At 71.4% G+C, this 26538-nt stretch carries 25 protein-coding genes; 6 read left to right on the top strand and 19 right to left on the bottom strand.

Annotation, left to right across the window (positions count from 1 at the left end; translation table 11 throughout):
- Window positions 1–41: 41 nt before the first annotated feature.
- The 4 genes from NBH00_RS19780 to NBH00_RS19795 all read left to right on the top strand — a co-directional run bounded on the left by NBH00_RS19780 (window position 42) and on the right by NBH00_RS19795 (window position 4101).
- Window positions 42–1820, top strand: coding sequence for a DUF3556 domain-containing protein (locus NBH00_RS19780; protein ID WP_254570295.1), 1779 nt, complete (start codon window positions 42–44; stop codon window positions 1818–1820).
- 39 nt (window positions 1821–1859) lie between these two features.
- On the top strand, window positions 1860–2537 hold the full coding sequence (locus tag NBH00_RS19785; RefSeq protein ID WP_254570296.1) for a DUF8091 domain-containing protein: 678 nt from the start codon (window positions 1860–1862) through the stop codon (window positions 2535–2537).
- 66 nt (window positions 2538–2603) lie between these two features.
- Window positions 2604–3368 (top strand): SDR family NAD(P)-dependent oxidoreductase, encoded by a 765-nt coding sequence (locus NBH00_RS19790; protein ID WP_254570297.1) that lies wholly within the window; start codon window positions 2604–2606, stop codon window positions 3366–3368.
- A gap of 70 nt (window positions 3369–3438) precedes the next feature.
- Window positions 3439–4101 (top strand): TetR/AcrR family transcriptional regulator, encoded by a 663-nt coding sequence (locus NBH00_RS19795; protein WP_254570298.1) that lies wholly within the window; start codon window positions 3439–3441, stop codon window positions 4099–4101.
- 13 nt (window positions 4102–4114) lie between these two features.
- On the opposite strand, the gene NBH00_RS19800 is transcribed toward NBH00_RS19795, so the two are convergent.
- Window positions 4115–4549: a type II toxin-antitoxin system Rv0910 family toxin gene (locus NBH00_RS19800; RefSeq protein ID WP_254570299.1), complete on the bottom strand. Its 435-nt coding sequence runs from the start codon at window positions 4547–4549 to the stop codon at window positions 4115–4117.
- 294 nt (window positions 4550–4843) lie between these two features.
- Between NBH00_RS19800 and NBH00_RS19805 the strand changes: the two genes are divergently transcribed.
- A complete protein-coding gene (locus tag NBH00_RS19805) occupies window positions 4844–5431 on the top strand; it encodes a TetR/AcrR family transcriptional regulator (RefSeq protein WP_254570300.1) in 588 nt (195 codons plus the stop codon).
- A 17-nt stretch (window positions 5432–5448) separates the two neighbouring features.
- Here NBH00_RS19805 and NBH00_RS19810 read toward each other — a convergent pair whose 3' ends face one another.
- The 18 genes from NBH00_RS19810 to NBH00_RS19895 form a co-directional block, all read right to left on the bottom strand.
- On the bottom strand, window positions 5449–6972 hold the full coding sequence (locus NBH00_RS19810) for an aldehyde dehydrogenase family protein (protein WP_254570301.1): 1524 nt from the start codon (window positions 6970–6972) through the stop codon (window positions 5449–5451).
- A 131-nt stretch (window positions 6973–7103) separates the two neighbouring features.
- Window positions 7104–8129: a hypothetical protein gene (locus NBH00_RS19815; RefSeq protein ID WP_254570302.1), complete on the bottom strand. Its 1026-nt coding sequence runs from the start codon at window positions 8127–8129 to the stop codon at window positions 7104–7106.
- The gene (locus NBH00_RS19820) at window positions 8129–8746 is read right to left on the bottom strand and encodes a hypothetical protein (protein WP_254570303.1); all 618 of its coding nucleotides are present in this window, start codon (window positions 8744–8746) and stop codon (window positions 8129–8131) included. The genes NBH00_RS19815 and NBH00_RS19820 overlap by 1 nt, the downstream gene beginning before the upstream one ends.
- Before the next feature lie 6 nt (window positions 8747–8752).
- A complete protein-coding gene (locus tag NBH00_RS19825; protein WP_254570304.1) occupies window positions 8753–9136 on the bottom strand; it encodes a hypothetical protein in 384 nt (127 codons plus the stop codon).
- 67 nt (window positions 9137–9203) lie between these two features.
- Window positions 9204–10013 (bottom strand): hypothetical protein, encoded by an 810-nt coding sequence (locus NBH00_RS19830; RefSeq protein WP_254570305.1) that lies wholly within the window; start codon window positions 10011–10013, stop codon window positions 9204–9206.
- Entirely contained in the window at window positions 10010–12427 is a 2418-nt protein-coding gene (locus tag NBH00_RS19835; protein ID WP_254570306.1) for an MMPL family transporter, read from the bottom strand. The genes NBH00_RS19830 and NBH00_RS19835 overlap by 4 nt, the downstream gene beginning before the upstream one ends.
- Window positions 12428–12436: 9 nt before the next feature.
- The gene (locus tag NBH00_RS19840; protein WP_254570307.1) at window positions 12437–13762 is read right to left on the bottom strand and encodes an MlaD family protein; all 1326 of its coding nucleotides are present in this window, start codon (window positions 13760–13762) and stop codon (window positions 12437–12439) included.
- Window positions 13763–13769: 7 nt separating this feature from the next.
- Complete coding sequence (locus tag NBH00_RS19845; protein WP_254570308.1) at window positions 13770–15023, bottom strand: MlaD family protein; 1254 nt, start codon at window positions 15021–15023, stop codon at window positions 13770–13772.
- Between the two features lie 5 nt (window positions 15024–15028).
- Window positions 15029–16480 (bottom strand): MlaD family protein, encoded by a 1452-nt coding sequence (locus NBH00_RS19850; protein WP_254570309.1) that lies wholly within the window; start codon window positions 16478–16480, stop codon window positions 15029–15031.
- A gap of 2 nt (window positions 16481–16482) precedes the next feature.
- Window positions 16483–17796: an MlaD family protein gene (locus NBH00_RS19855; protein WP_254570310.1), complete on the bottom strand. Its 1314-nt coding sequence runs from the start codon at window positions 17794–17796 to the stop codon at window positions 16483–16485.
- Entirely contained in the window at window positions 17793–19238 is a 1446-nt protein-coding gene (locus NBH00_RS19860) for an MlaD family protein (protein WP_254570311.1), read from the bottom strand. Before NBH00_RS19860 ends, NBH00_RS19855 begins: the two co-directional genes overlap by 4 nt.
- The gene (locus NBH00_RS19865) at window positions 19235–20620 is read right to left on the bottom strand and encodes an MlaD family protein (protein WP_254570312.1); all 1386 of its coding nucleotides are present in this window, start codon (window positions 20618–20620) and stop codon (window positions 19235–19237) included. The genes NBH00_RS19860 and NBH00_RS19865 overlap by 4 nt, the downstream gene beginning before the upstream one ends.
- A gap of 32 nt (window positions 20621–20652) precedes the next feature.
- On the bottom strand, window positions 20653–21516 hold the full coding sequence (locus tag NBH00_RS19870; RefSeq protein ID WP_254570313.1) for an ABC transporter permease: 864 nt from the start codon (window positions 21514–21516) through the stop codon (window positions 20653–20655).
- A gap of 15 nt (window positions 21517–21531) precedes the next feature.
- Window positions 21532–22407: an MlaE family ABC transporter permease gene (locus NBH00_RS19875; protein WP_254570314.1), complete on the bottom strand. Its 876-nt coding sequence runs from the start codon at window positions 22405–22407 to the stop codon at window positions 21532–21534.
- 191 nt (window positions 22408–22598) lie between these two features.
- Window positions 22599–23486, bottom strand: coding sequence for an ABC transporter ATP-binding protein (locus NBH00_RS19880; protein ID WP_254570315.1), 888 nt, complete (start codon window positions 23484–23486; stop codon window positions 22599–22601).
- Window positions 23487–23700: 214 nt separating this feature from the next.
- A complete protein-coding gene (locus tag NBH00_RS19885; protein ID WP_254570316.1) occupies window positions 23701–23994 on the bottom strand; it encodes a hypothetical protein in 294 nt (97 codons plus the stop codon).
- Window positions 23995–24061: 67 nt separating this feature from the next.
- Window positions 24062–24463, bottom strand: coding sequence for an SCP2 sterol-binding domain-containing protein (locus NBH00_RS19890; RefSeq protein ID WP_254570317.1), 402 nt, complete (start codon window positions 24461–24463; stop codon window positions 24062–24064).
- A gap of 373 nt (window positions 24464–24836) precedes the next feature.
- Window positions 24837–26009, bottom strand: a complete 1173-nt coding sequence (locus NBH00_RS19895; protein WP_254570318.1) for a LuxR C-terminal-related transcriptional regulator — start codon at window positions 26007–26009, stop codon at window positions 24837–24839.
- A gap of 92 nt (window positions 26010–26101) precedes the next feature.
- On the opposite strand from NBH00_RS19895, the gene NBH00_RS19900 reads away from it, so the two are divergent.
- Complete coding sequence (locus tag NBH00_RS19900; RefSeq protein WP_254570319.1) at window positions 26102–26536, top strand: SCP2 sterol-binding domain-containing protein; 435 nt, start codon at window positions 26102–26104, stop codon at window positions 26534–26536.
- Window positions 26537–26538 lie beyond the last annotated feature (2 nt).

The following is a 26538-nucleotide window of genomic DNA, read 5'->3' on the forward strand; positions in this document are numbered from 1 at the left end:
GCCGCCAGCCGGGCGTGCGCGCCCGTGGCGAGGATCGCCGCATGGGATTCATCAATCCGGCCCCGGTCCCCTTCGACGTCGAGGAGTGGAAGCAGAAGCCGCACCTCGAGCGGATCAAGCCCCTCGCGCAGGACTGGGGCATCAACGGCTTCGGGACGCCGTACGCGATCTACGTCCTCTACATCGTGAAGCTCGTCGGCTTCAGCCTCGGCGCGATCGCCGTCATCGGCGGCACGACCTCCGGGCTCGGCGGCCTCGGCGACTTCTCCGACTGGTGGACCCAGCCGATCGTCTGGCAGAAGTTCGTCGCCTGGATGATCCTGTGGGAGATCATCGGGCTCGGGTCGAGCTCGATGGCGCTGAGCTTCCGCTTCCTGCCGCCGATCGGCAGCTCGATCGCCTGGCTGCGGCCGGGCACGATCCGCCTCCCGCCGTGGCCGGACAAGGTGCCGCTGACGGCGGGCAACCGGCGCACGCTCGTCGACGTCGGCCTGTACGCCGGCGTCCTCGTCACCGGCTTCCACCTCCTGCTCGCCGACGGGAAGCTCGACGGCACGACCGGCGTCCTGCGCCTCGACACGACGTGGATCGTCGCCCTGCTCGTCTGCTGGGGCCTGCTCGGCCTCCGCGACAAGGTCGCCTACCTCTGCGGCCGGCCCGAGCTCTATGGCCTGCTCATGATCGTCTTCCTGTTCCCGCTGAAGAACCTCATCGTCGCCTCGCAGATCACCATGGTCTGCATCTGGTTCGGAGCGGCCTCGTCGAAGCTCAACCACCACTTCCCGTCGGTCGTCGCGGTGATGATCTCCAACACCCCGTGGAACCGGTCGAAGACGATGAAGCGCCGGCTGTGGATGAACCATCCCGAGGACCAGCGCGCCTCACCGTTCGCCGCGTTCGCCGCCCACACGGGCACGGCCATGGAGTTCGGCCTGCCGGCGCTCCTCTTCGTGACCCACAAGGGGACGCTCGGCTGGATCGCCGTCGTCGGCATGATCATCTTCCACGTCCACATCACGTCGACGTTCCCGCTCGCCGTCCCGCTCGAGTGGAACCTCTTCATGATCTTCGGGACGCTGCTCATGTTCGGCCACTACGGTGTGCCGCTGAACACGCTCGACTCGGCGCCCCTGCTCGTCATCCTGCTCGCGAGCGGCATCGCGGTCCCGGTCCTCGGGAACATGCGCCCGGACCTCATCTCGTTCCTCCCGTCGATGCGCTACTACGCGGGCAACTGGGCGACGAGCCAGTGGCTCTTCCGCCGCGACACCGGCGCCGAGGAGAAGCTCGACGCGACGATCAAGAAGTCCGCGCCGGTCGTCGCCCGCCAGCTCGCCACGCTCTACGACGAGGACCTCGCCGAGATCTTCCTGACGAAGGCGCTCGCCTTCCGGGCGATGCACCCCCACGGCCGTGCCCTCAACGGGCTGCTGCCGCACGCGGCGGTCGACGGCGACGTCGAGGCGTACAAGGTCCGCGAGGGCGAGTTCCTCTGCGGCGCGCTCGTCGGCTGGAACTTCGGCGACGGCCACTTCCACGGCAAGCAGCTCCTCGACGCCGTGCAGGAGCAGTGCCACTTCGCGCCGGGCGAGCTGCGCATCATCACGCTCGAGTCCCAGCCGATCCAGGTCCAGACCCAGCAGTACAAGATCTGGGACGCGGCCACGGGGCTCGTCGAGGAGGGCGAGGTGAAGGTCGCCGACATGCTCTCGCGCCAGCCGTGGCTCGACCTGAGCTACGACTTCCCCGTCCACGTCCGCACCCGGGTGGATGCGCCCGCCGCGGCCGCCCCGGCGCGGCAGCCCGCCGCTGCAGGCTGACCTGCCGTCCGCACGCCGCCGTCGACTACCCTCGGCGGCGTGTCCGGGATCGGCGTCCTCCGCGAAGGCCCGCTGCACGCGGGGCTGAAGGCGGCGCTCGCGGAGCCGGGCGACCGTCTCGAGGTCCCCGTCGGCCGCTTCGTCATCGACATCGTCCGGGCGGACGGGGAGCTCGTCGAGATCCAGACCGGCGGCTTCGGCCCGCTCGGCCCGAAGCTCGACGTCCTGCTCGACGAGCACCGCGTCCGCGTCGTGCACCCCGTCCCCGCGGAGCGCCGCATCGTCCGGGTCAACGCGGACGGCGAGGTGCTGTCCGCGCGCCGGTCCCCGCGCCGGTCGACCGTCGCCGACGTCTTCGACCGGCTCGTGACGTTCCCGTCGCTGCTCGCCCACCCGAACCTCACGCTCGAGGTCGTCCTGACGCTCGAGGACCACGTCCGCGGCGAGACGCCCGTGAAGGTGCGCCGCCGGACGAAGGACGCGGGCGAGCGGCGCCTGACCGGCATCGCCGAGCGCGTCGTCCTCCGCGCCCCCGCCGACGTCCTCGCCGCCCTCCCCCCGCTGCCGGACGAGCCGTTCAGCACCCGCGAGCTCTCGACGCTCCTCGGCTGCGGGACCGTACTCGCCCAGCGCGCCGCCTACTGCCTGCGGCTCATGGAGCTCGTCGAGCCGGCGGGCAAACGCGGACGGACGCCGCTGCATCGCGTCTGCAGCTGACGTCGCGTCATAACGAGCGTTCCACCGGCCGACCTCGATGCGGGCCGATGCGGGATGATCCGGTCCATGAGCACCTCCCCCTCCACTGTCCTGGTCTCCGGAGGCGCCTCGGGCCTCGGGGAGGCCGTCGCCCGCCGGTTCGCCGGCGACGGCTGGCACGTCGTCATCCTCGACCGTGACGGCGACCGCGCCCGCACGCTCGCCGCCGAGCTGCCGGACGCCGGCGCGATCGAGCTCGACGTCACCGACTCGGACGCCGTCGACGCGGCTGTCGCGGCCGTCGTCGCCGAGGGCCACACGGTCCGGCTCGCCGTCTCCTGCGCCGGCATCGGCCCGCCGCAGCGGATCCTCTCCAAGCGTGGCCCGCACAAGGTCGCCGACTTCCACACGATCATCTCGGTGAACCTCCTCGGCACGTTCCACGTCCTCCGCGCCGCTGCCGTCGCGATGGCCGAGAACGAGCCCGACGAGCACGGCCAGCGCGGTGCGATCGTCAACACCGCGTCGATCGCGGCGTACGACGGCCAGATCGGGCAGATCGCCTACGCGGCCTCGAAGGGCGGCGTCGTCGGCATGACCCTCCCGGCCGCGCGCGACCTCGCCGATCGGCAGATCCGCGTCGTGACGATCGCCCCCGGCCTCTTCAAGACGCCGCTGCTCGGCTCCCTCCCGCAGGAGGCGCAGGACAGCCTCGGCGCGTCGGTCCCGAACCCGGCCCGCCTCGGCGACCCGTCCGAGTACGCCGACCTCGTGGCCCACATCCAGTCGAACGTCATGCTCAACGGCGAGGTCATCCGGCTCGACGGCGCGCTGCGGATGGCGCCGCGCTGACGCACCCCCGGCGCGGGCGGCCGGCCGCCCGCGCCACCGTCGCCGCGCCCCCGGGTACCGTTGCGCGCTGATGGCCGCGTCCCCCCCGCCTCCCCGCCGCACCCAGGCCGAGCGCCGCGCGGCGTCGCGGGCCGCCCTCCTGGACGCCGCCGTCACCTCGCTCGTCGAGGACGGCTACGCCGGGATCACGACGCGGCGGATCGCCGAGCGGGCCGGCGTCTCGCAGGGCACGCAGCAGCACTACTTCGCGACGAAGGCCGAGCTCGTCGTCGAGGCGCTCCGGCATGCCACCGACGCGCTCGCGGCCGACGCGGCGCGCCGCATCGACCCGCTCGACCTCCACCGCCCCGACCGTCACGAGGCGCTGCTCGACGAGCTCTGGCGCCTGCATCGGTCCGTGGCCTTCCGCGCGGCGCTCGAGCTCCTCGCGGCGGCGCGCACCGACGCCGAGCTGCGCCCGCACGTCGCGGCCTTCGAGCTCGAGGCGACGCGGGTCATGCGCGCGACGGCGAAGGACCTGCTGCCGGACGACCCGCGTCAGACCGAGACCATCGAGCTCATGGACCTCGCGATGGCGGCGACCCGCGGTTTCGCGATGCTCGCGCCCGTCGTCCCCGCCGCCGCGCTCGACCGTCGCTGGCGGCTCGCCCGCGGCCACATCGCCACGCTGCTGCGCGCGCACGCCGAGGCCGGTCCCGGCCCCCATCCTGGTCCCGGTCCCGGCCCCGCCTGACCGCGCGGCCGGGCTACCCCGCGGCGAGCAGGGCGTGGAGGCTGTCGAGCGTCCGGTCCGCGCGCACGCCGAGCCACTCCTTCAGCATCCCCTCGAACGGGCGCAGCGCGAGCCCGCCGACGCTCGCGGTGAAGCCGACCTCGCTCCCGCTCTCCCGCGGGGCGATGCCGAAGTCGATGCCCATCGAGGAGCGGGTCGGCCCCTTGCCCTTGAGCACGAACCGCTCCGGCGGCGTCACCTCGACGACCTCCCACGTGACGTCGCCGGCGACGCCGAGGACCCGGACCTTGTGCTTGAACTTCAGCCCCTTGCGCGCCGGGCCGGGGACCTCCCCCGACCAGCCCTTGTGGAGCGCGAACCACTCCGGCCAGCGCTCGAGGTCGGCCACGAGCGCGGCGACCTCCTCGGGCGAGGCGGGCATCGTGCGGGCCTGCGTCAACTCGATCATCGCGCGACGATAACGCCCGGCCCCGGGCCGGCGTCCCACCCCCCTTGCGGGACTGCCTTCCCCCCGTGGGCAGACGCCCGCGCCGGACGCCACTCGTAGATTGTCGACGATCGCCCTCATACCCCGGTGATCACCGGGCCGGGCCGACCTCTCTCAGAGGCCCGGACCGCTGCAAAGGGCACCCCTTCGACCCGGGTGCACCCTTCTCCCTGTGTGGGTGGGACCCAGGGTCCCACCCACATCAGGCGGCGCTCCACGTGGAACGATCGTTATCAAATGGGTACGCTGTGCCACGTGACCCGTCGTGAACGCGTTCTGGAGGCCGCCGCCACGCTCTTCCACGAGCGCGGCTTCCACGGCGTGGGCATCGACGAGATCGGCAAGAGCGCGGGGACGAACGGCCCGGCCATCTACCGCGACTTCAAGGGCAAGGACGAGCTGCTCGCCGTGCTCTTCGAGGGCGCGATGAACCGCGTGACGGTCCCGACCTCACCGACATTCGACGATCCGTTCGAGGAGCTCGAGTTCCTCATCCGCCACCACGCGACGTTCGTCGTCGAGAACATCCCGCTCGTCTCGATCTACGCGCACGAGCACCGCAGCCTCGCCGAACCGTGGAAGAGCGAGTTCGAGAAGCGGATGCAGCGCCACGGCTCCCGCTGGCGCCGCACGATCGGCGCGTGCTACCCGGAGGCCACGCGGCGGGACGTCGCCGTCGCCGCCCACGCCACGATCGGGCAGCTGCACTCCGTCGTCTTCTGGCCCCCGTCGCTGCTCAAGGGGCCGGACATCGTCGACCGTCTCACCGGCATGGCGCTCCACGGCATCGGGAGCATGGCCGGCCTCGGGGCCGACGTCGCGCCGAAGCGGACGTCGGCCTGAGGGCCCGCGCCGGAGCCCTACTCGGGCAGCGGCGTGGAGATGAGGAGGTCGAACGGGAGCCGGTCGTGGCGTCCCGCGAGATCGAGGTGCACGTGCTTGGCCTCGGTGTACTCGTTCAGCGCGTCGGGGCCGAGCTCGCGGCCGACGCCGCTCTGCTTGTAGCCGCCGAAGGGCAGGCTCGGGTCGACCATGTGCCAGTTGTTGATCCACACCGTGCCCGCGCGCAGCCGGGCCGCGAGCTCGGACGCCGCCTCGTAGTCGGTGGACCAGACGCCGGCGGTGAGGCCGTACTCGCTGTCGTTCACGAGCTCGACGGCGTGGTCGATCGAGTCGTAGGGGATGACGACGAGCACCGGCCCGAAGATCTCCTCACGCGCGATCTGCATGTCGTTCGTCACGTTCGTGATGATCGTCGGCGCGATCCAGTAGCCCTTCTCGAACTCCGGGCCCTCGGGGGCGCCGCCACCGAGCGCGAACGTCGCGCCGTCGGCCTTCGCCTGGTCGAGGTAGCCGAGGATCCGGTCCCGCTGGCGCGCGGAGACGACGGGACCCATGTCGGTGTCGTAGTCCGTCGGGTCGCCGAGCTTGATCGTCGAGGCCCGCTCGACGAGCTTCGCGACGACCTCGTCGTACTTGTCCTTGTGCACGAACAGGCGCGTGCCGGACTCGCAGATCTGCCCCGAGTAGAGCATGCACCCGAAGAGGGCGCCGTCGATCGAGTAGGACAGGTCGGCGTCGGGCATCATCACGACGCCGCCCTTGCCGCCGAGCTCGAGCGACACCTTCTTGACCGTGCCGGACGCGAGGCGCATGATCTCGCGCCCGATCGCGGTCGAGCCGGTGAAGGCGACCTTGTCCACGTCGGGGTGCGACGCGAGCCGCGCGCCGACCTCGGCGCCGTCGCCGGTGACGATGTTGAACACGCCCGCGGGGACGCCCTCCTCGTAGGCGATCTGCGCGGCGCGGAGCAGAGACAGCGGCGTCTTCTCGTCCGGCTTGACGACGATCGAGTTGCCGGCGGCGAGCGCCGGGCCGATCTTCCACAGGCCGAGGACGAGCGGGAAGTTCCACGGCACGATCGCGGCGCAGACGCCGACGGGCTCGCGGATGATCGTGTTCACCGAATGCGTCGGGTACGCCTTCGTCGGGATCGCGCGCTCGAACTCGTACGACTCCGCCTGCTCGGCGAAGTAGAGCATGTGGGGCGCGGCGAGCCCGCAGTGGAAGCCCGTCGCCTGGCGGACGGTGGCGCCGTTGGCCATCGTCTCGAGCTCGATGAGCTCCTCGAGCTCCTCGCCGAAGCGGTCGGCGATGCGCTTCATGATCGCGGCGCGCTCCTCCTTCGGCTTGCGCGACCAGACCCCGGACTCGAAGGCGCGACGGGCGGACTCGACGGCGGCATCGGCGTGCTCGACGGAGCCCTTCGCGATCGTGCAGACGAGCTCCTCGGTGGCGGGGCTGCGGATCTCGAAGGCCTGCGGGGCATCGACGTCCTTGCCGTCGATGAACATCTGGTGGTGCTTGACGCTGACGGTAGACAAGGCGGAGTTCTCCAGTGGCGGGTGAGGTACGGCCCATACTCCATCGGCCATCCCCATGCCGCATCCCCCGAAGGGCGGAACCCTCTCCCCCAGGCGGGTTGCGGCGACCGCGCGGCCGCCGCGGCAGGGGGTCAGTACCCGCGGGGCTCGTACCGCCAGCGGTCGATCGCCGCGCCGATCTGCTCGGCGTAGTCGGCGAGTTCCGCGCCCTCCTTGGGCCCGAGCTGGGTGCGGCAGCCCCGCAGCGCGAGCGTCGCGATCGGCTCCTGCAGCTCGGTGATCGCGTCGATGAGCATCCGCACGCGGCCGCTGATGACCTGCCCGGCGAGCTCGTTGAGCAGGAGGTCGAGGGCCGCCTTCAGCCCGACGGCGGCGGCTCGCAGGCGGCCCTGGTCGAGGTCGAGCAGGACGCGGAGGACGAGCTCCTCGGACTCCATCGTCGTCGCCTGGCCGGCGAGGACGGCGGCCGTGCCCTCGCTCGGCGCGAGCTGGAGGTGGCGTGAGAGCTTCGGCGCGGGCGGCGGGTCGACGAGCACCGAGCGCGTCCACTTGCCGGCGAAGACCTCCTCGGAGAAGCCGTGCCCGATCCGGACTGCGCGCGGGTCGGCCCGGGAGACGTCGAAGACGTACGGGTCGGCCGAGCACAGCCGGTAGACCCCGACCGCGCGGTTGAGGTCGGCGAGCGCCTCGCGGATCCAGCGCTCGCGCTCCGCCGGCTCCATCGCGCGGATGAGCTGGTCCGCCGCCATCTTGTCGGTGAGCATCTCGCGGCCGCGGATGAGCGTCGCGATCGTCAGCGGCACCTCGGCGGGCTCGTCGGCCGGCGACTGCTCCTTCGCCCCGCCGCGGCGGAGGAATCCGCCGGAGGACGCCTTGCCGCCGCGCACCCGGACGACGAGGACGTCGGCGCTCGCGAGCAGGCGCTGATCGCCGGTGCCGCGCTCGATCGGGGGCCCGGCACGGAGCTCCTCGGGCTCGGGGGCGGCGGGTGCCGAGGCCCGGGCGGACCCGGCGGCCACGGCGGTGCGCGCAGGCGCCTCGGCCGGGGCGGGTGCGGCGGGTTCCGGCGGCTGCATGAGGTAGCGGCCGGCGGCGAGGCCCAGCGAGTGGGTGAACTCGAACTGCACGAACGGGAAGTAGCGGCGGGTGGGCGCCATCATCGACTCCTGTCGGGCGCAGCCTTGAGCCGCGCGATAGAGAACTGCTTGGAGAGCGCCGTTGCCAGGACGCCGAAGAGGACGACGTCGAGACCGAAGAACACCGGACTGCGCGCCGTGTGGGCCCCCACCGCGAACCCGATGGCGAAGTGGACCACGATGACGATGATCATCGAGAGGAAGAGGGTGTGCGAGCGGTAGCCCCGCACGTGCTCGCGGCCCGCGAACTCGAGCACCGCGATCGTGATGAGGGCGAGGCCGCCCGTGAGCGTGCCGCCGGCCTTGGCCGGTCCGCGGAGCATGCCGGCGATCAGCACGATCGTGCCCGCCAGGATCGCGAACTCGGAGATCGGGGCCCTGCCCCACAGGGCGGCGGGCCGCTCGCCGCGCCGCTGGCGGCCGGGGCGCCGCGTCGGGCGGTCGGTCCGGGGCACGCGGCCCGGCTCCTTCACGACGCCCGGGGCGACCGCCCCGGCGGCCTTCCACGACGTCTTGGCGCGGCCCACGACGGAGGTCGTGTCCGCGCCGGACGACGCCGCCGCCGCCCGCTTGGAGGCGGCAGGCGCGTTCGAGATCCCCTTGACGGCCCCGGACCGGGAGCGGCTGCGCTTGCCCACCGGCCCTCAGCTCCCCTTGCGGCCGAGACGGTTGAGGCGGCGCAGGCGGGACGGTCCGGACCCCGGCACGGGCGCCGAGGCGCGCAGCCGGGCGGTGACCCGCTCGACGACGAGGTCGTGCAGCGCGGTCCGGGCGACGAGCAGCTCGTCCCTGATCTCCTCGAGCTGCGCCGTGGTCAGGATCGCGGGGCCGCGGCGCTGCGAGCCGGGCGGCGTGTCGTAGGGGCAGTTGGCGACGGCGAAGCGGCTGATCTCGAGCTCGAGACGGCGGATCTGACGCAGGAGCTCCGCCCGCATCGGCCCCTCGTCGAGCAGCGGCAGGAACGGCGAGACCGGCGGCGGCGCGTTGCCGTCGCTCGGGGTGATCGGATCACTGGTCCCGGTGCGCATCACTCACTCCTCCTCCGGCCGGTCGTGCCTCGTCGCCCGGCCTTCTCCTCCCTATTCGTGCCGGACGTCATACCGGCTCACTTCCCCGGCGCCCGAACTGACCGCCGGTGGCGGTCTCCAGGGGAGATTCCGCCTTTCCGGTCTCCCAGGCAAGGGGACGGCCTCCGGGCCAGTACCCGATGGCCAGCAGCCCGAGGCTCCCGAGCCAGGCGATGAAGAGCGCGGAGCTGATCGGGAAGGCGATGATCGCGCCGATGACGGTCGTGAAGCCGGCGCCGAGGCCGAAGAGCCCGAGGAACCGCGTCGTGAGCCCGACGCGCATCGTCTCGACGGCCGTCAGCGAGATCCACAGGCCGAAGAGGAAGCCGCCGCCGATGTTGAGGAAGGCGGCGGTGTTGCGGTTCAGGTGGTGGACGAGGTCCTTCGCCCGGGCGGCGGTGTGCGGGCCGTCGTGAAGGAACATCCGCCCGGCGTCGCGCTGATCGAAGAAGCCCATCGAGGTCGACCCGGCGACGATGACGAAGGCGATGATCCCGAGCACGGGGATCCACTTCGTGTAGGACTCCTCGCCGCGGTCCCGCACGGCACGGTGGATGAAGATGGCGAACGGGATGAGGACGAGGATCGCGGCGATGCGGATGATCATCGCGGCGACCTGTCCCGAGCCCGAGAGGCCGGAGTTCGTCAGCAGCGAGATGTCCGTCTGCTTGTGGACCTTCTGGGCGACGTCGCTCGCCGCGACGGGCACCGCCGCGATCGTCCCGACGACCGAGAGCACGGCGAGGGCGCCGACGGGGCGGCCCCAGCGCCGCTCCCAGGCGAGGTCGGCCGTCGGGCGGTCGTCGTCCGGCTCGAACTGCGGGCCACGGGGGCTCATCGTGATGCTCTCCTGATCCTGAGGGTTCCGGCGGCGGGCGGCGAGGGACGGCGGCGTGGCCCGGAGCCCGAGGGCAGGGCAAGCCACTCCGACGCGTACGGGACGACGAGCACGGCGACGACGAGGCAGAGGACGAGCTCGGCGGCGACGAGCCAGCCGAGCTGCGCGAGCAGCGGGAGGCGGCTCGCGCCGAGGACGGCGAAGCCGGTCGCGACGGTCGCGGCCGAGAGACCGACGGCGCCGCCGATGTCGCGGGTCGCGACCGCCCGGGCGGCGGTCGGGGAGTGGCCGTCGGCGCGGGCCTGGCGGAAGCTCATGTCGAGCAGCATCCCGAACTCGAGCCCGATGGCGAGCACGAGCGGCTCGAGGGCGGCCGCGAGCGGCGAGAGCGTGACCCCGAGCGCGGCGAGCACGAGGGACGACAGCCCGGCCGCGAGGAGCGCCGGGGCGAGCACGAGGACGACGCGGCGCAGGTCGCGCCAGAACCCGAAGAGGATGACGCCGACGGTGGCCGCCGCGAGCAGCAGCAGCCACGGGCGCGAGCCGTCCAGGTGCCGGGTGCTCGTGGCGCTCTCGGCGACGAGGCCGGCGGTCGTCGCGCGGACGCCCGGCGGCGGCGAGCCGAGCGCCGCGTCGACCCGCCGGACGATCCGCCCCTGCTCGGCCACGGGGACGAACGGAATGCCGTAGGTCAGCTCGGCGAGGTGGTGGTCCCGGCTGACGACGGCGCTGAGGAAGTACGACGGCAGCAGACGGAGCATCCCGTCGACCGCCGCGCGGTCGAGGACGGCGGACGGGTCACCGCCGGAGACGAGGCTCGCGAGGTCGGGCCCCGGCCGCAGCCGCCGATCGACCGCCTGGGCCCGCGCGGCGGCCCGCCCGAGCCACTCCAGGACCGCGGGCGAGGTGACGTCCTCGGCGCGGACGGCGACGCTGATCTGCCCGCTCGTGCCGATCTCCTTCTGCACCGCCTGCGTGTCACGGAGCTCGGCGAGCCCCTTCGGCGCGAGCTGCGAGATGTCCGACTGCAGGCGGACGTGGTTGCTCACCGCGATGCCGGCGAGCGCGAGCACGGCCGCCGCCGCGAGCACGGCGGGCGGCGGGGACAGCCGCGTGAGCCGCCCGACCTGCGGCAGCGCGAGCGGCGCGGACGGGCCGCGGTCGACGAGCACGAGCAGCGCCGGGCCGACGCCCAGGGCGACCGCCACCGCCGACAGGCAGCCGATCGCGAGCACGGCGCCGAGCCGGTCGATGAGCGGCACGGGGCTCGCGAGCAGCACGAGGAAGCCGGCGGCCATCGCGCCGGCGGCGATCAGCAGCGTCGGGCGCAGCGCGCCCCGTGCCCGGGCCGCCGCGCCGGCCGGCGCGAGGCCGGCCTGCCGCTCGATCCAGTAGCGGGCCTGGAGCTGCACGGCGAAGTCGAGCCCGAGGCCGAGGATGACCGGCAGCGCGGCGACGGTGGACACCGTCAGGCCGAGGCCGAGGGGCCAGCTCAGCGCGAGGCAGACGCCCACCGAGCCGAGCGCGAGCGCGAGGGCCACGAGCCGGCCGCGCCGCCCGCGCAGGACGACGAGCAGCAGGAGGAGCATCGCGACGACCGCGACCGGGGCGAGCCGGAGGATCTCCAGGCGCGTCTGGCGCTCGAGCGCGGCGGCGAGCAGCGGCAGGCCGGCGACGGAGAGCTGCGTCCCGGAGATCTTCGCCGCACCGGTGACCTTCCGGATCTGGCGGCCGAGGGCGAGCATCTCCGCGCCGCTGATGCCGGCCTTCGGACGCACGAGCACGAGCGCGTGGTCGGCGTCCGGGAAGAGCCAGCGGAAGCGCTGCTTGGGCTCGACGCCCGCGCCGAAGACGAGCTGGTCGATGAAGTTCGTGTTCGTCAGCGCCGGCAGGCCGACCGACCCGAACCGCACGAGCAGATCCTGCAGCGGCTTGCCCTGGGTGCCGAGGACGCGCTGGAACGCGGCCTCTCGCGCCGCGGCGACCGCGGCCGGGCCGGCTCCCCGCGCGCGGGCGGCCCGGACGGCGGCGGCCTCGGCCGCGCTCGCCTGCGCCCCCACGGCGCCGAGCTGCTGCGAGATGACGCGGCTGGTCTGCACGATCGTCTGGTTGATGAACGTGCCCGGCCCGTACACCGCCTTCACGCCCTTCAGCCGGGCGAGCCGGCCCTCCATGTCGAGGAGGCGGACGAGCTGCGGCGGGGCGAGCGTCTGCGTGAGGTCACCCCGGACGACGACGGCGATCGGGTCCTGGCCGAACTCGCCGGCCAGGCCCTGCGTCGCCTGCGCGATCTCCGACCGCTGACCGACCAGCAGGTCGGTCGACGGCGTGCTCGTCAGCTGCGTGCCCGCGAGCACGCAGAGGGCGAGCACGGCGAGCGCACAGACGAGCGTCGTGCGCGGCCGGGCGATCACCAGCCGTCCCTACTTGGACGGCTGGACCTGCGTGAAGGACCCGTCGTAGTCCTTCGGGTCCCCGGCAGTGCCGGGCGCCGGGTACGGGTTGGCGCGGGTCCTCAGCAGGCCGAACGACCCGCTGCTGACGAGCGCGTGGACGATCTTCGCCGCCTCCGGCGTGATGTTCGTCAGCGCGTCCGGGCCGGTCATCGCGAAGACGCGGCCGCGGTAGCCGAGGGCGTCCTTCGCCGACACGAGGGCGCCGACGTTCGCGAAGAACGACCCGAACTCCTGGGTGTACGGCTTCAGGTAGCCCGCCGTCGGGCTCGTCTGACGCAGGAACGCGTCGAGCGGGCGGATGACGGAGCTCAGCTGCGACGAGGCCGGGGTCAGCTGCGAGAGCAGCGGGTCGACCTTCGCGAGGAACGGGCTCAGCTCGCGGAAGAGCGTGCGGGTGCTCTTCGCCACCGGGCCGAGGTCCTGGATCGCCGGCGACAGCTGGCGGGAGGAGAACTTGAGCGACCGGAAGACCGGCGTGGCCGTCGACGAGAAGCTCGCGAGCCGCCGGACGCTCTCCTGCGCCTGGTCGAGCGTGGAGGGGATCTCCTTCAGCGTCTGGCGGAACTGCGCGTCACGCTGGTTGACGGCGTCGGCGGTCGTCTTCGCGTCGACGGCGAGGCTGCGGAAGGCCGCGGTGCGCTCGCCGAGCGCGCCGAGGACCTGACCCGTGTTGTCGATGAGGGCTGCGAGCTCCCGGCGCTGCGGCACGAGGATCCGGCCTAGGCGCCCGCCGTTGGTCACGAACGGGTTGATCGATCCGAAGAGCTTGTTGAGGTTCTTCCCGTTGCCCTCGAGGCCGACGCCGATGCCCTTGAGGTTGCGCCGGACCTCGGCGCGCGTCTTGTCGTCGAGCGTCGAGAGGATGCGCTCGAGCGGCGCGATCTCCTTGGCCTGGCTGAGCGGCAGCGTCGCCTTGTTCGGGAGCGTGCCGGCGGACGGCGTGCCGGGATCGACGTCCAGGTAGCTCTCGCCGACGAGCGTCTTGGTCCGCACCCGCACGGTGGCGTTCCGGTACAGCTTGGCCTGGCTCTTCTTCTCGATCTCGAAGGTGATGCGGCCGTTCTGCCCGTCCGGCTCGATCTTCCGGATCCGGCCGATCTTCACGCCGTCCTCGCGGACGTCGGAGTTGTTGACGATGTTCAGCGCGTCCGGGACGACCGCGCTTGCCGTGTACGGGCTGTGGAGGCGGAGGCGACCGCCGGCCTGCGTGAACAGGTACAGGAACATCAGGACGCAGATGACGGCGAAGCCGACGAGGGTGATGACCTTGCCCCGCATGTGAGAGATGTTCATCAGGCGTTCACTTTCCGCCGGTGCAGCTGGCGATGGGCTTCGAGTTCAGCGGCGGCGGCTTGAGGTCCGACGGTGCATCGGTGTCGACGACCTCGTCGGCGCGCGGGAACGACCCGTTGGCGTCCGTGTACTTGAGCACCGACATCGTGTTGTTCATGAAGCCGTTGAGCGTGGCCATGCACGGGTCGAGCTTCGCCGTGAGGCTGTCGAACTGCGGGGCCTGCCCGCGGAGGCGGCCGAAGGCCGTGGACAGCGACCGCGCGGTGGACGGCAACGTCCGGGCCATCGTCCGCAGGTCGCGGGTCGCGGGCCGGAAGGCCGCGAGCGCCGGCGTCGCGTCCGTGCCGAACTTCTGCAGGTTCGCGAGGCCGCTCTTCAGGTCCGCCGCCACCGGCTTCAGCGAGGTGAGCGCCGGATCGAGGTGACCGGAGAGGTTCTCGACCGCCGCGAACGAGTCGCGCATGACCGGCACCAGCTGCCCGAGGCTCGAGAGCGTCGCGGCCAGCGGCTGGTCGTTCTGCGCGAGCTCGCCGAGCGTCTGGTTGCCCTGGACGACGAACTTGTTGAGGTCCTGGTCACGCTTGGCGAGCGCGGCGCTGAGCGCCCCGAAGTTGTGGATGACCCGCTTGAGGGCCGCCTGCCGGTCCGCCAGGACGCGGGTGGTGTCCTCCGCGACGTGGAGGAACGGCGCGAGCGACGCGAACGTCGCGCGGAGCTTGACCCCGCCGTCGCTGAGGCCCTTGCCGAGCTCGCTCAGGAGGATCGTCAGGCGCTCGCGGGTGTTCGCGTTGAACGTGTCGAGCACCCGTGAGACGTCGACCGGGCTGATCGTCTGATCGGCGGCGATGATGTCGTTCTGCGTCGCCTCGCCCGCGGACTTGTGCCCACGATCGGTGACGTTGACGTAGAGGTCCTCGAGCGGGGTGACCGGGCGGATGCGCAGGTGCGCGTCCTTGTAGATCGGCCCCCACTTCTTCTCGATCTTCAGCGTGAGGACCGGGTGCCCGTTCACGAGCTTGGACTGCGACACGATGCCGACCTTCACGCCGTGGATGCGGACCTGGTGGCCGCCGGGGAAGATGCCCTTGACGTCGTCGAACTGCGCACGCACGGTCCGGTAGGACTGCCACGGCCGCTGGAAGGTGACGTTCCGGGCGACGCCGGCGAAGGTGACCGCCGCGAGGCCCGCCATGATCACGAGCAGGATCAGCGGCTTCATCGAGCGCCGCGCTTCCAGGATCAGTCGTTCTGGGTTGAGCATCCGCCTCAGCCTCCGAGCAGCCCGGCGAGCCGGGAGATGGTCTTGGCCGCGGCGCTGGGCGCCGCGGGGGACTTGGTCGACGCCTGCGGCGCCTTGGTCGGCGCGGCCTTGCGGCTCGACGTCCGGGCGCCGCCCGGTGCCTTGCCGAAGCCGGGGATGAACTGGCCGAGCGCCTGGTTCAGCGCGCCGCAGTTCACGCCCGGGGGCGAGATGTTCAGGCTGCAGGGCAGGAAGCCGGCCGAGTGGCCGCCGCCGTTGACGGCCTGGAAGCGCTGCGTGAAGCCGTAGGCGTCGAAGAGCGACGTGCTCGACGAGACCGACGCGATCGTCGGGCCGATGGCCTCGTACAGCTTCAGGCCGGTCGCGCCCTTCTTGTTCAGGCCCGGGATGATCGAGGCGTTGAGCCGGTCGAACGTCGGCTCCAGGCCCTTGAGCAGCGGCAGGCCGTTCCGGCTCGCGGAGCGGAGCTTCACGAGCGCGGGACGGAGGTCCTGCAGCAGCGGGCGGGCGTCGTCGAGGGTCGGACGCAGCTGGACGAGCGCCGGGCGCACGGCGCGACCCGCGTCGTCGAGGACGCGGACGCCGGGACGCAGCGAGTCGGCGACCGGGTCGAGCGTGTCGAGCGTCGTCCGCAGGCGCGTCATCGTCCGACGCGTCTGGTCGAGGGCCGACGGCCCGTTGCGCAGCGTCGAGTCGAGCGCCGCGTTCTGGGCGGCGGTCACGCCGATGGTCGTGTCGGTGTTGTTGACGACCTGACCGAGCTGGACCTCGTTCCGCGCAAGCGCGCCCATGAAGCGGCTCGCCGACGCGACGGTGTCGGTCAGGTCACCCGGCTTCGTGCCGCGCAGGGCGTTGATGCCGGGCGCGATCTGGGTCATCGCCGGCCCGGCCGCGTCGAGGCTGCGCCCCGCCGCGGTGTTGCCGTTGAAGCCCTTGTCGAACTCCTTGAAGAGGGTCTGCATCCCGGCGCGGCTCGGCGGGGTCAGGGCCGTGAGGACCTGGTCGAGCTCGACCTGGGTCGTCGTGTTCTTCATCGCGATCGTCTGGCCGCCCAGCGGCTGCGGGGCCGAGCCCTCGTCGAGCTGGATGTAGAACGCGAAGCCGAGGAGCGTGCGCCAGTAGATGTGCGCGGTCGCGTCCTTGCGCAGGTGCACGCCCTTGTCCGTGATGTTCATCTTCACGCGGACACCGCGGCCGCCCGGGAGGCGCTCGACGCTGTCGACCTTGCCGACGTCGACGCCGGCCACGCGGACCGGGGTCTTGCCGGGGGTGACGTTCGCGACCGTCGCGAAGTCGGCCGTGACCGTCCGGCCGCCCTGGGGCACGAACGGGATGGAGCCGCCCGTGTAGGCGTAGTACAGCGCGGCGCCGAGGATGGCGAGCACGATGATGCCGTTGCGCGTGTGGCGGTCGCGGGCGCGACCGGGGACCTGCTCGAACCTGCTGAAGACACCCATGTCTAGCCTCCGACCTTCTCGGTGCCCGCTTGGCAGGGCTTCGGATACGGGTTCGCCGGATGCGACCCCGTGAGCTTTTTCGTCTGGCCGTACAGCGACTCGGGGCCGAACGTGAGGTTGAAGCGCAGCACGGCACCGTCCTGGTTGCCGTAGCCCATCATCGACGTCCACCGGGTGCCGAACAGGTTCAGGTCACAGCCGTGGAGGCCGAGGTTCACGAGGATCGGCGCGGCGTTCGCCAGGGTGCTGTCGATGTTCGGCAGCGCCGGGCGGACGGTGGACAGGAGCGCGAGCGTCGGCTTGACCGCCCTGCCGGCGTCCTGCAGCGTCGTGTTCGCCGCGCGGAGACCGGGGCGCGACTCCCGCAGGAGCGCGCTGGTCTGCGTGAACGCGACCGGGCCGGCCTGGAGGCCGGGACGGATGTCGCGGGCGAAGCCACGCACCTGGTCGACGAGACCGCTGACGGCGGGCAGCGAGGAGCTGACCGTCGAGAACGCGCCGGGGGCCTTGTCGAGGATCGAGTGCACCGCCGCGCGCTCCTGGGTGAAGGGCTGCAGGGCCTTCGCTTCGGGAGCGAAGCCGTCGGCGATCTGCTGGCGGACCGGGTCCGCGGAGTCGGCGAGGGTGCCGGAGCCGCTGATGAGGTTGCGCACGCCGTCCTTGCGGTCGGCGATCGCGCTGAGCCAGCCGCTCGCGCTCTGGAGCGTCCCGGCCGCGCCGGGACGTCCGCCCGCGGCCGACAGCATGCCGGGCGCGCCGCCGATCGCCTCGTTCAGGTCGTTGCCGCGGCCCGCGAAGCCGGCGCCGAGCTCCTGGAAGAAGCGCTGCGCGTTCTTGCGCGTGGCCGGGTCGAACGTGCCGAGCACGGTGTCGAGCTGCACTGTCGCGCTCGTCTGGCTCGCCGGGATCTCGCCGTGGTCGGGGATCGGCGTGCCGCTCGTGCCGGGCTTGATGTCGACGTACCGGACGCCGACGGGGGAGCGCGGGCGCACCTCGAGACGGGTGTCCGACCTCAGCGGCTTGACCGACGGGTCGAGCTGCAGGTCGACGACCGCCTGGCCGTTCTCGACCCGCGGGTTCAGAACCTGGCCGACGAGCTTGCCGCCGTCACGCACCTGGTAGTGGCCCGTGAGGTTGTCGGCCGCCGTGAAGTGGGCCTTGATGTTGTAGTAGCTGCGTCCCGGGATCGAGTCCGGCGCGCGGAAGCCGATATAGACGAGCGCGAGCACGCCGAGCACCCCGACCATGCCGACGGTGGCCATGAAGACCCACCCGCGCTGCTGGGACGCGGGCCGTTCTGCGAATCGAGTTCTCATGGTCCCAGGAGGTAGTTGAGGATCTTGCCCGCCGCGTTGCCGCTCGAGGCGGCCGGCGCGGGCCCGGAGCTCTTCTGGCCGCTGAGGCCACCGACCAGGCCACCGACCGCGCCGGTGACGTCCTTGAGCGCCTTGTCGAGCTGGTCGGTGACCGGCTTGACGGGGTTCGCGGGGAGCTTCTTCGACAGGCCCGGGACGCTCGGCTTCTTCGGCTCAGGCGTGGCGGCGACCCGCTTCGGTGCGGCCGCCGTGCGCTGGGCGCTCGGCGTCGGGCCGGTGAGGCCGGCCAGGCCGTTGCGCTCGAGCACGGCCGTGAGCGCGGTCGCGTCCAGCGTCGGCCGCAGGCGGAAGATGTGGCCGAGCTGGTCCTTCTGGCTCGTCACGCTCGTCCACCCGTTCACGAAGTTCAGGAAGTTGTGAAGGCCGCCACCGGCGTCCGCCACGTCCACGAACGGCTTGATGTCCGCGCTGAACTTCGCCAGGCGGTCGACGGTCGGCCGCAGGACCCGCAGCGTCGGGGTGCTCTTGCGCCCGAGCGTGCTCAGCTGCGGCGAGACCCGCTTGAGCTCCGCGAGCGTCGCGTTGGCGTCGTTCGTGAAGGCGGGCAGCCGCCGCAGCGTCTCGTCGAGCTGCGGCGCGGTCGCCTTCAGGTCGTCCGCCGCCGGTGAGAGCTGGGCGCTCGCCGCCTGGAGCTTCACGAGCGTCGTGCGGAGCTGGTCGAGCGCCGCCGGGGCGTTCTGCACCGTCGCCCCGAGCTGCTTGCGGCGCTGGGCGGCGGACTGCAGCGCGTCGCCGGCGCTCTTGACGAGGTCGCCGAGGTCGTTCGCCTTCGGCCCGACCTTCACGAGCACCCGGTCACCCTGGGTGATGAGCGACCCCAGCTTCACGTTCTCCTGGTCGACCTGGGCGACGACGCGCTTGGCCGCGTCGAGCGCCGGGGGCAGGTCGGACAGGGTCTGGTTGAAGTCGGCGCCGCGCCCGGCCATCGCCAGGCCCGCCTCGTTGACGAGGATGCCCATCGCCCCGCGCGTGTCGGTGTCGAGCGTGTTCAGCACGTCGTCGATCTCGACGGGGGTCGTGGTCCGCGTCGGCGGGATCGTCACGCCCGACTTCAGCGGCTTGGAGAGGTCGCCCGGGTTGAGGTCGACGTACTTCTCGCCGAGGAGGTTCACGGGGCGGATCGCCGCGCTCGCTCCCTCGCCGATGGGGTAGGCGCCCTTGTCGAGCTCCATCTTCAGGACCGCGTGGTCCTGCTTGTCGAGCGTGATCTTCGTGATCTTGCCGGCGGCCACCTGCCCGACCTTCACGTTGTAGTTCTTCAGGATGCCGCCGGCGTCGTTGGCCTTGACGTAGACGACGTACTTGTCGCCGCCTCCGGTCAGGACGAGCACCGCGGCGACCACGACGGCCGCCACGAGCACCGCGGGGATGAGCTTCCTCACTTGGAGACCTCCGGGTCCTGCTTGGGGTCCAGGCCGGCGGGGGTGATGCCGCACTCGGGCTGGAACCACGGCTTGCCGGCATCCAGGCCGGGCGGACGGATCAGGGCGTAGCCTTGGCCGGTGAGCGCGGTGTACTGCGCCGGCGTCATCGGGTTGGACGTGACGCTCGCCGCACCGGCGTTGGCCCAGATACGCCCGATGTGACCGGTGTTGTCGTACCCCTGGTTGTAGCTCGTCCACTTCGTCAGGAGGCCGGCGAGGTCCGGTGCGTACGGGCGCAGGCACGTCATGAGCGGCGTGAGGCCGGTGAGCCCGGGCGCGGCCGTCTTGGCGAACGGGCCCGCCTCCTTGAGGAGCGCCGTGATGCTCGGCGCCGTCCGGCGCGCCGTGCGGAAGGTCGCGACCGCCACGGGGACGGTCTTCTTCAGGTTCGCGAGCGCCGGACGCAGGTCGCGGGCCACGCGGCCGAGCTCGACCGCGCCGGGACGCAGGTCGGAGACGAGGCCGTCGAGGTGGCCGACGCTCGTGTCCAGCCGGGCGAGGGTCGTGCGGGCCTCCTGGGCGGCGCCCGGGAAGCGCTCGAGCGAGCCCTTGATGCCGTCGGTGTTCGCGGCGAAGGTGCGGAACGTCTGCGAGGCGACGCCGACGAGGTCGGAGATCGCGGCCTTGCGCGTCTGCAGAGCCGTCGTCACGCGGTAGGTGTTCGCGACGAACGCGCGCAGGGCGGGCTCGTTCGCGCTCAGGTCACCCGTGAGGTTGGCGACGGCGCCGATGCCGTCGGGGGTCTTCTGCACGGCCGAGCTCAGCTGGGGCGCGCGGGTGCCGAACGTGTCGCCGGTGCCCTTGAGGGTGCCCTTCAGGCTCTTGCGCGTCACCTTGTTGAAGGTGTCGAAGACGTCGTCGAACTCGGTCGACTCGATCGAGTCGGCGTTCGGGATGACGCCGTGGTCGGGGATCACGGGGGCGGACGCCGGGCCGGGGATCAGCTCGATCTGCCGGGTGCCGTTGCCGATCGTCGAGCCGAAGCGCAGGGCCGCCTTCGTGCCCTGGTGCAGCGGCCAGACCTTGTCGTCCTTGATGCCGAGGGTGATGACGGCGCGGCCGTCCTCGTTCTTGATGCCCTTGACCTTGCCGGCGTCCAGGCCGTCGACGCGGACGTCGAGGCCCGAGTAGACGCTCACCGCCTCGTCGAACACCACCCGGACGTCATGCGGCTGGGTGCGCGTGCCCTTCGCCCAGACGGCGAAGACCACGAGCAACCCGACTCCGATGACGATCCAGGGCCGCCCGACGAGCCAGAGCCCGCCGCGGCGGGCGCGCTCTCCCGCGCCCAGCCGCCCTTCGTCGTCCGTGACGTCGCCGTCATCCCCTGCGTATCCCATTCCTACCCCTGACTCGTTACTTCGGTTCGGTACTACCCGCCGACAGGCGCGTTCGGCTTGACGCCCCAGAACAGCATCGTGAGCCCCGCCCCGATGACGTGGATCAGGATGAGGTTGAGGATCATCGAGCGCGCCGTGGCGTTACCCACGCCGACCGGGCCACCGCTCGCGCGGTACCCGTAGAACATGCCGAGGATCATGATCACGGTGCTCGTGAGCATGACCTTGATGAAGCAGTACACGAAGTCGATCGGTGTGCTGAACGTCCAGTGCACGTTCTCCCAACCGCCCTGCGAGACCTCGCCGATCTGCACGACGATGACGAGGAAGTTGCCGATGAAGTGCGTCGCGACCGCGAGCACCCAGATGAGCGGCAGGGTGATCCAGCCCGCCACGAGACGGGTGGCGACGATGTAGCGCATGGGGTTGAGGCCCATGGACTCCATCGCGTCGATCTCGTCCTGGATCCGCATCGACCCGATCTCCGCGCAGAGGCCGCAACCGACCTTCGCGGCGAAGATGTAGCCCCACATGTACGGGATCATCTCCCGCAGCGCGCAGTAGCTCGTGAAGACGCCCGAGTAGACGGTGGCGCCGTAGCCACGGAGGACGTAGTTGGCCTCCGTGCCGCACGTCGTCCCCATCAGGAACGTCATGAAGCAGATGATGGCCGCGGAGCCGGCGATGAGGATGCCGCACTGCCGCAGGATCTCCGCGGAGTAGCGCCAGACGCCACGCAGCTCCATCATGGCCCGGCCGGTGAAGACGCCGATCTCGGCGGCCTCCTGGAGGAGGCCCTTGATCGGGGCCTTGAGGCCCGTGGTGAAGCGCTCGGCAACGGGGGGGCCGGCCATCTCACCGCGCAGGCGCGGTGCTCGCAAAGTCGAGGATTCCATGGTGTCTTCCTCTCCTTAGTGAAGGTTGCCGGTCTCGGGGTACGCCGCGAGAAGGATGGCGGTGAACAGGTAGTTGAAGACCCAGATCCCGGCGAAGGAGATGACGACGGCCTGGTTGACCGCCTTGCCGACGCCCTGGGCGCCGCCCTTCACGTTGAGGCCCTTGTAGCAGCAGGCGACCGCGATGATGAAGCCGAAGCCCGTCGTCTTGAACACCGCTCCGAAGAGATCCGGGAAGGTGAAGTTCGACGTGAACGTCGCGACGTAGCCCGCCGAGGTCTCGCCCCACACCACGACGGTCGCGAGCCAGCCGCCGACGCAGCCGAACACGAGCGCGATGATGTTCATGAGCGGCGTGATGATGCCGAGCGCGAGGAACCGCGGGGTCACGATCTGCCGGACGGGGTCGAGGCCGAGGACCGCCATGGCGTCGAGCTCCTCGCGCACCTTGCGGGCGCCGAGGTCGGCGCAGATGGCGGTGCCGGCCACGCCGGCGATGACCATGCCGTTGATCCAGCCCGCGAACTCGCGGATGGAGGCCATGACGAAGAAGGCTCCCTCGCGGTCGAGGGTGCCGAAGATCTGGGTGAGGTTCGCCGCCTGCAGCCCGGGAGCGCCGAAGCCGAAGGCGACGGTGCTGATGAGCATCGGGATCATGCAGCGACGGAGGATGAGGAACGACTCCTCGACGAACTCCTCCTTCCAGCTGTACGGCGGGGTGAAGGTCGCCGCGACGGCCTTGCCCGTGAGCAGCATCATGCCTGCGATCTGCTCGAGCCACCCGAAGTAGTCGTTGAAGATCTGCTGCCCGGTGCTGGGCCGCTCGTCCTCGTAACCGGGGACATCGACGACTGGTGGTGCAACACGCGGCTGCGTGACGTTGGACGCCATCAGATTCCCCTCCCTTCCTGCATCGTGATCATCATGAATGTCCCAATTCATTCCTGCGGGTTGTCAGGGGTGGAAGCGTTCTCCACCGTGTTTGACAGCCTGTCGAGATCCTAAGGGCCCGGTAAGAGGTCGTGGGGGGAGAACATCTCCCCCCCCTGGGGGATTTCCGACCCCGACCGAGCGGCCACGCGTCATTCCATGCCGAGCGGACCGTCGATGCGACGGTTGAGGAACTGGCTCACGAAGGGGTTCTTCGAGTTGAACATGTCGTCCCGCTCGCCGGCCTGGACGATCTTGCCCTTCCACAGGACGGCGAAGTACTCGCCGACCTGGCGGGCGGAGTTCACGTCGTGCGTGATGACGATGTAGGTGCCGCCATGCTGCTCGTGCATCTGGCGGATGAGCTCGCAGAGCAGCGCGGTGCGGACGGGGTCAAGGCCCGAGTCCGGCTCGTCGAACATGACGATCTCGGGCTCGAGGACGAGGGCGCGGGCGAAGCCGGCGCGCTTGCGCATACCGCCCGACAGCTCGTTCGGCAGGCGGTCCCGCGCGATGTCGAGGCCGACGTCGTCCAGGCGCGCGTTGACGACGCGGCGGATCTCCTTCTCGGAGAGGTCGGTGTGCTGGCGCAGCGGGAAGGCGACGTTGTCGAAGACGGTCATCGACCCGAAGAGCGCGCCGTCCTGGAAGAGGATCCCGAACTTCTTGCGGACCTCGAGGAGCTTGCTCATGGGCATGTCGTTCAGCGACTCGCCGTGGATGAGGACCTCGCCCTTGTCGGGGAACAGCAGCCCGATGAGGTGCTTGATGAGGACCGACTTGCCGGTGCCGGACGGGCCGAGGATGCAGGTGACCATCCCCTCCGGGATGCCGACGTCGAGCCCGTCGAGGATCTTCGCGCGGCCGAAGGACTTCTTCACGCCCTTGCACTGGATCGACCAGTAGTCGCCGGGGTGGTCCTCGGCGACCGCGATCGATCCCTCGTGCAGCTCGTGCTCGGCGCCGTAGCTCGCGGCCTGGTCGAGCAGCGCGGAGGACTCGGGGTCGAGCTGCTTGCCCGCCGCGAGGCGCGCATCCATGGCGTCACCGTTGGAGGACGAGCCTCTGGAAATTCGTGGCATGAGGCCGACCCTAATCGCCCCGCGAAATCCGGTGCGCGATACGAGGGGGGGATCCGCGTGCCCCCTTTGGGGGGACGCCTCGCGAAAGTGCCGACGGGGATTGGGGAATCGCCCAGATCGGGGGGACGAGATTGTGGCGCGCAGACAGAACGGCGTCGCGCCCGTGGCCGCGTCAGCCGCGGTCGCGCCGGAGGCCCTGGAGGACCTCGTCCGGCTTCAGCTCGGGCAGGCCCTGGGCCCGCCGCCGGCGGTTGGCGGTCTCGAGCATCTGGTCGACGTCCTCGTGCTCGAGGATCCGCTTGGCGTCGGCGCGGCGGCCGGGATCCCAGTCGACGAGGTCGGACCCGTCACCCGGCGAGAGGCGCCCGAGGAGGAAGAAGAAGAGGATCAGGCCGACGAAGAACGAGAGCCCGAGCATCGGGACGCTCATCTGGAACCCGAGGGGGAGGTGCGCGAGCGCCGTCATTCGGATGACACTACGCGGCGGTCGCGGACGCTGTCCAGCGTCCGCGACCGGTCCTGCGCCAGCTTGGCTAGACGGCCGCGCCGTCCTTCGCCGCGACGCCCTCGCGGTACATCGGGAACAGCGGCTTCGTCAGCGGGACGAGCTTGAGGATCTTGTTGACCGGGCCCTTGGCCTTGACCTGGCCCTTGGCCAGCCCGACGGCCAGGTTGTACTCGCCACGCCAGTACTTGTCGCCCGTGTCGGCGGTCATGTACAGCTTGACGTCGGCGTCCTCGTTCTCCTCGCCGGTGAGGACCTCGATGTTGTCGCCGTGCATCTTGATCGTCATGACCGACTCGGGGTCGGTGTAGTAGATCGTCAGGTCGATGTCCGCGGCGGCCATCTTCGGGCCGACCTCGGTCTTTGACGCTTCGACGAAGACGCCGCCCAGGTACTGGTAGACCTCATCCGCGTCCTTGAAGAAGGGCATCGGTTCTCCTCTTGTCCTCTGGTGGTGGTGGCCTGTCCGCGGAGCCGGATGGTCCCGCAGGCCGTGTGCCAACCGTAGGCGCACCCTCGGCACCCGCCATCCCCCTCGCGGGGGATCTTCACCCCCCAAGGTGGATTTCGCGGCACGGGCGGGCCCGTCCCGGCGGCGGAACGGAGGGGGCACGCGCCCTCCCTCATCAGGGGGATGCGGTTGTTGCCCCGGGATGATGGCCGGGCCCGCCCAGGCGGATTAGGGTCGGCCGATGAGCCACCGAGCGGCGAGCCGGGAGGACCGGTCCCCGCTGCGCACGGGGACCGCCCCCGCCTGCGCGGAGGCCGGCGTCCACCGCGGCGGCGGGCGCGCGCCCGCGCGCTCAGACCGTGCTCTCGCGGCGCACGAGGCGCATGTACCGCGAGACGGCCTCGGCGCGGTTCTTCGCGCGGAGCTTGCGGAGGATGTGCTTCACGTGAGACTTGACCGTCCCCTCGGAGACGTACAGCTGCTCCGCGATCGCCGTGTTGGAGTGGCCGGCCGCCATGAGCGCGACGACCTCCAGCTCGCGCCTGGTCAGCAGGCTCTCGACGTTCTGGTCGGAGGCGACGAACATCGCCGCGGCCGAGCTCATGACCGAGTGGTCGCCCGGGTCGGCCCGCGTGATCTCCACGCCCGCCCGGGTGAACTCGTCCATGACGGTGAGCACCGATGCGTGCCCGCGGCGGACGTCCTGCCGGAGCGTCCGCAGCCGCTCCAGGAGCACCGCGCGCTCCCAGGCGTAGCCGAAGCCCTGCGCGAAGGTCCACAGCAGATCGCGGTCGAACTCGTCCATCGTCCGCTGCGTCACGAAGCAGTCGGCGTGGAGGAAGCCCATCACCTTGCCCTCGGGCATGATCGGCGCGGCGACGTACGATCGCGTCTCGGCGAGCGGGCGCATGACGGGGACGACCCGCGGGTCGAGCCGCGTGTCGGCGATGAGCAGCGGCCCGGGCCGGCGGAGCATCTCGGTCTCGGGCGTCGTGTGGTCGAGCTCGATGCGCATCGTCTTCGCCGCCTCCTGGAGCTCGAGCGCCCAGTCCGGGTCGGCGGGCACGTGGACGAGCTGCGGGACGGCGTGCGACCCCTGGATCTGGGTGATCATCACCCGGTCGAAGCCGCAGCGGCACAGCTCCGACGGCCCGAGGTCCATGAGCTGGTCGACGGAGCCGACGCCGCGCAGGCGGCCGAGGGCGGCCTGGACGCGGGCGAGGCCGCGTCCGCGCGCGTGGGAGCGGAACTCGCGCAGGTCGCCCTGCATCGCCCCGACGGCGACGAGCATCCGCGGACCGACCTTGCGCTCCCCCGCCTCGAGCGCCTCGACGACCCACGCGGACGCCTCGTCGAGCAGCGCGGATGCCGTGCGCACGTCGCGCGGGATCGCGACGCCGGCGTCGGCGGTGACCCCCGCCACATGGGCGGCACGGCGCCACAGATCGCGCACTCCCTCGGCGAGTGTGGGATCGTCGAGGGCGACACCCTCGATCCAGCCGTCGTCCGCTTCTCCGTGCACCATCTTCCCGTCCGTTCTCCGCTGCAGCCTCTCGGCGGCCAGCGTACCCGCACATCCCCGACACCGACGCGCGCCCGCGCCAGAGGACCGATCACATGACCGCAGCCAATTCGGAGGCCACGAGCACCATGACCCCAATCGACCCGCAGAGCATGGCCGACAAGACTGTGGAGTTCTTCCTCCAGGCCGCCCACGACGAGCATCTCGGCGACCGTCTCTCGCTCGCCAACACGAGCGTGCACATCCACTTCACGGACGACGTCGGCCTGACCCTGCGCCTCGACAGCCAGCCGATCTCCGCCGAGGCGCGCATCGTCGGCCAGGCCGAGGTCGAGCTCTGGGGGTCGGCCGACAAGTTCCTGAGCTACATCCGCGGCGAGCGTCACCTCGCGATGGCGATCATGCACGGCGAGATCGAGTTCGCCGGCCCGGTGCGGAAGTTCCTGCGGATCATGCCGATCCTGCGGTCGTTCGACTTCTCGATGTTCAAGGGCACCGGCACCCCCGCCGCCCAGGAGCCGCCGGCGTAGGC

The organism is Paraconexibacter antarcticus, from assembly GCF_024220175.1.
GTDB lineage: Bacteria > Actinomycetota > Thermoleophilia > Solirubrobacterales > Solirubrobacteraceae > Paraconexibacter > Paraconexibacter antarcticus.